This window comes from Methylobacterium platani (assembly GCF_001653715.1).
Taxonomy (GTDB): Bacteria; Pseudomonadota; Alphaproteobacteria; order Rhizobiales; family Beijerinckiaceae; genus Methylobacterium; species Methylobacterium platani.
This window is the reverse complement of record NZ_LWHQ01000010.1, coordinates 297,097-300,382: the sequence shown is the minus strand read 5'-3', so window position 1 is coordinate 300,382 and position 3,286 is coordinate 297,097. Positions and strand designations below refer to the sequence as shown.

Sequence of the window (3,286 nt, the reverse complement as noted above, 5' to 3'; positions counted from 1 at the left end):
GCCGCCCGGGCCGGTGACGGCGTAGAGCACGAAGCCGGCGGCGAGGCCGAGCTGGGCCAGGAACAGCTCCTGCTCGACCCGCGCGACGGCGCCGGAGAATTCCCAGAACCGGTGCAGCAGGAGCCCGGCCACGACCGCGTGGAGGCTCAGGCCCAGCCCGACGAGGCGCGGCAGCACGCCGAGCGCGAGGAGCAGCGGCCCGAACAGCCCGATCACCACCGAGACGGTCGCCACGGCGTTCGGGGCGGGCATGCCGGTCGCCGCGAGCGTCAGGGCGAAGCCCGAGGGGTTGAGCGCCCGCCCGATCGCCGCCGGCAGCAGGGCGGCGGCCAGGAGCAGCCGCCCGGCGAGCAGGATTCCGTCGTTGCGCGCAGCCATCCCGAGACATCCCCGTCGTGAGGCCGCGACGGTGGCCCGGGAGCCTTGAAGGGCCGGTTAAGCCGCGGGCGCGCCAGCCCCGCTCCCGAACAGGCGGCCGCGTTCCGTCCACAGCACCGTCGCGAGGGCGAGGCCGCTCAGGCCGGCATAGCCGATCGCCAGCGGCAGCACGGTGCCGTCGAAGGACTGGCCGACCAGGAGGCCGCAGAAGGCCGCGAGCAGGGTGGTGTAGAAGCCGATGAACGACGAGGCGGTGCCGGCGATCGCCGCCAGCGGCTCCATCGCCAGGGCGTTGAAGTTCGGCATCGCGAAGCTCATCAGGAACTGGCACCCCGCCAGGGTGGCGATGAAGAGCCAGAGCGGCGGGTGCCCGGCGAAGGCCAGCATCAGCGCGAGCTGGAGGCAGGCGACGACGAACAGCCCGACCAGGCCGGCATGGGCGAGGCGCCGCATGCCCAGGCGCCGCACGAGCCGCGCGTTGATGAGCGTCGCCACGCCCATCGCCCCGGCGATCAGCGCGAAGGCGACCGGGAACAGGGCGCCGAGATGATAGAGGCCGGTGTCGAAGATCGCCTGGGCCGAGCCGACATAGCCCATGATGCAGCCGGTGGTGAGCCCCAGCGCGGTGGCGTAGCCGAGCGCCGTCCGGGTCCGCACGGTGATGCCGATGCCCGACCCGATCGCCCGGGCCGAGACCGGCCGGCGGAAGGCCGGATGCAGAGTCTCGGGCAGGCGCCAGCCGAACCAGGCCAGGGTGACGAGGGCGAGCGCCAGCATCAGGCCGAAGATCAAGCGCCAGCTGCCGGCGAACAGCACCGCGCTGCCGAGCGAGGGCGCCAGGATCGGCACGATGAGGAAGACCATCATGCAGAACGACATCACCCGGGCCATGTCGCGCCCTTCGTAGCGGTCGCGCACGATCGCCACCGCCAGCACCCGGCCGGCCGCCCCGCCGATGCCCTGGATCGCCCGGGCGACGAGCAGCACCTCGAAGCTCGGCGCCAGCATGGCGAGCACGCTGCCGGCGAGGTAGATCGCGATGCCGGCGATCAGCGCCGGCCGCCGCCCGGTGCCGTCCGAGACCGGCCCGTAGAGGAGCTGGGCGGTGCCGAAGCCCAGCATGTAGACGTAGACCAGGAGCTGCAGCCGGTTCGGGTCCTGGACCGCGAAGTCGTGCTGGATCGCCGGGAAGGCCGGCAGGAAGCTGTCGATCGTGACGGCGGTCAGGCCCATCATCAGGGCCATCAGGCCCACGAACTCGGCGAAGCGCGGGCCCGTCCAGGCGTCCTTCTCCCGGGCGTCCTTCTTCCGGGCGCCCGTCTCGGGGCCCTCGCTCGTCTCGGACCGGTCTGCGGGGATCGGTGCCGTCCCGCCGCTCGCGCTGCTCGCCATGATGCTCCCGGGAGGCCGGCCGTTCGAAAAAATGCCGGCGCGGACCGAAAGCACTGCCGGAGCCCGGCGATGCCCGCAAGGCGTGCAGCGGCATGGCTGCGATGCGGGTGCCCCGTCTTCGCCGCGGGACCGCGACGCCGATCGCCGGGGCGAAGACTAGCCAGGTTAGGAAATTAGTCAAAGGCATCGCATTTGTTAGTTTAATAGAAGATTATATGTTATGGCTTAGACAACCCGGACACCGTCGCGGACGAGGCTTGAAGCAGGGTGACCGTGACTGCCGGCCCTACCGCAGAGTTCGACGAGGCCGGCCGCCTGGACCGGCTGCTGCGCTTCGACCCGCGGACCGAGGCGCGCTACGAGGCGGAGCACGGCCGGGAGCGCGTCGCCGCTTTGCGCCAAGTCGTCGTTTTCGGCACGGTCATCTACAACGCCGACAACTTCACCAGCCTGTGGCTGACGCCGGACCTCGTCGGACTCAGCCTGGTCGGCCACCTCCTCGTCGTCAGCCCGGTCTCCCTGATCCTGGCCTGGCTGGTCGCGCGGGTCGGGCCGACCGGCCGCGAGCGGCTTGCCCTCCTCGGGATGGTCGGTGCCGCCGCGTTGCCCGTCCTGCTGTTCTGGCTGACGAGGGCGCCGTACGGGGACTACATGCTCCATGGGGCGATCCTGTCGATCGTCTTCGGCAACATGCTGCTCGCCCTGCGCTTCCGGGACGCCCTCGCCTTCACGGGCCTGCTGGTCCTGATCGCCGGGCTGGCGGTCGCGACGAAGCCCGACCTCGACCCGGACCTGCGCATCGCCCTGCCGGTCCAGTTCGTCACCGGCTGCGCCTTCAGCCTCTACGCCAACTACCGGATGGAGCGGCAGCGCTGCCGCGAGTATCTGCGGGTGTCGGCCGCGCGCTCCGCCTCCGAGGCGGCCGAGGCGGCGCGCCGGCGCTATCAGGACCTGTCGGGCACCGATGCCCTCACCGGCCTGCCGAACCGCCGCCTCCTCGACGAGCGGATCCAGGACTGGCTCGCCGAGGAGCGTCCCCTCGCGCTGCTGATGATCGACGTCGATCACTTCAAGCTGTTCAACGACACGCTCGGGCATCCCGAGGGCGATGCCTGCCTGCGCCGGGTCGCCGCCGTGCTCTCGGGCTTCGCGAGCGATCCGGGCATCCTGGCCGCCCGGTTCGGCGGCGAGGAGTTCACCGTCGTGCTGCGCGACGCCGGATCCCTGGAGCCGACCCGGTTCGCCGCCGCCCTGGTCCGCGCCGTCGAGGAGCTCGGCCTCCCTCATCCGGGACGGCGGGACGGCACCGGCGTCGTCACCGTCAGCGTCGGCATCGCGCTGCGGGCCGCGGGCGCTCGGGTCACCCGGGACGACCTGTTCGAGCAGGCGGACCGGGCCCTGTACCAGTCCAAGCGCCGGGGGCGGAACCGCTACGCCCTGACGGACGGCGCCGAGACCTTCGCGGCGGCCGGCTAGAGCCGCGCCCGATCGCTCTGCCGCACGGTCCACGACACGA

Annotated in this window: 3 protein-coding genes; 1 reads left to right on the top strand and 2 read right to left on the bottom strand. The window is 72.0% G+C overall.

Annotation, left to right across the window (positions count from 1 at the left end):
* Together A5481_RS05995 and A5481_RS05990 are read right to left on the bottom strand one after the other, a co-directional pair.
* On the bottom strand, positions 1-378 hold a 378-nt coding region (locus A5481_RS05995), incomplete at its 3' end, for a DoxX family protein (protein WP_064503821.1).
* Positions 379-435: 57 nt separating this feature from the next.
* Complete coding sequence (locus A5481_RS05990) at positions 436-1,770, bottom strand: multidrug effflux MFS transporter (RefSeq protein WP_082173298.1); 1,335 nt, start codon at positions 1,768-1,770, stop codon at positions 436-438.
* 273 nt (positions 1,771-2,043) lie between these two features.
* On the opposite strand from A5481_RS05990, the gene A5481_RS05985 reads away from it, so the two are divergent.
* Positions 2,044-3,246 carry a GGDEF domain-containing protein gene (locus tag A5481_RS05985; protein WP_048435617.1) on the top strand — a complete coding sequence of 401 codons (1,203 nt, stop codon included), beginning with the start codon at positions 2,044-2,046 and terminating at the stop codon, positions 3,244-3,246.
* Positions 3,247-3,286: the final 40 nt, after the last annotated feature.